This window comes from Vibrio genomosp. F10 str. 9ZD137 (genome assembly GCF_049974785.1).
GTDB lineage: Bacteria > Pseudomonadota > Gammaproteobacteria > Enterobacterales > Vibrionaceae > Vibrio.
Genome location: NZ_JBNGCJ010000054.1, coordinates 1 through 817 on the forward strand (window position 1 = coordinate 1; position 817 = coordinate 817).

The following is an 817-nucleotide window of genomic DNA, read 5'->3' on the forward strand; positions in this document are numbered from 1 at the left end:
TTGCCGATGCCGTAAAAGGTGACCTTAAAATCTTTGTCGATTCAGGGATCCGATCAGGGTTAGATGTCGTGAGAATGCTGGCGCTCGGCGCAGATTGCACACTATTAGGACGCTCATTTATCTACGCACTGGCCGCGCAAGGACAAGCCGGAGTAGAAAACCTGCTCGACCTTTACCAAAAAGAGATGCGCGTTGCCATGACACTAACCGGCGCGAAAAGTATCAAGGACTTAAATGCAGATTCTTTGGTGAACTTGAAGTAATTTCAAAAGGTGTCACAGCAAAGAACTGGAGACTATGACACCTTTTTCACTGCTGATTTCATAACAAATACAACGCCGCAGCGAGCACAAGGAAGCGAACATGTCGAATTCACACCATAACAATCAAAGCCAGGATAGCCACTATCAACAGCTTGAATCATTACTTGCGGCTAAGATAGAACCCGAACGTATTGTCACTCAAGAGGCCAAACGGCTGGCGTATGGCACTGACGCCAGCTTCTATCGTTTGATTCCTAAAATTGTGTTGCGCTTAAAAAATCTTGATGAAGTCATTTATGCGATTCAATGCTGTCGTGAAATGGACATTCACTGCACTTTTCGCGCGGCCGGTACCAGCCTTTCAGGCCAAGCTGTTTCTGACTCGGTGCTCATTACCCTAACCGATGATTGGCGAAGCCATGAAATTCTTGATGATGGCGATAAGATTCTTCTGCAACCGGGCGTTATCGGCGCGGATGCCAACAAATACCTTGCGCCTTTCCAGCGTAAAATAGGGCCAGATCCAGCGTCTATCAAAGATCGGAAGAGCGGTT

2 protein-coding genes are annotated in these 817 nt (G+C 47.1%); both read left to right on the top strand.

All coding sequences use genetic code 11. The features are described 5' to 3' along the window. A partial coding sequence (locus ACP45E_RS00680; protein WP_198927663.1) for an alpha-hydroxy-acid oxidizing protein occupies positions 1-263 on the top strand: 263 nt, incomplete at its 5' end. 100 nt (positions 264-363) lie between these two features. Next, positions 364-817, top strand: a 454-nt coding sequence (locus ACP45E_RS00685; RefSeq protein WP_141707157.1) for an FAD-binding oxidoreductase, incomplete at its 3' end; no start/stop codon positions are given.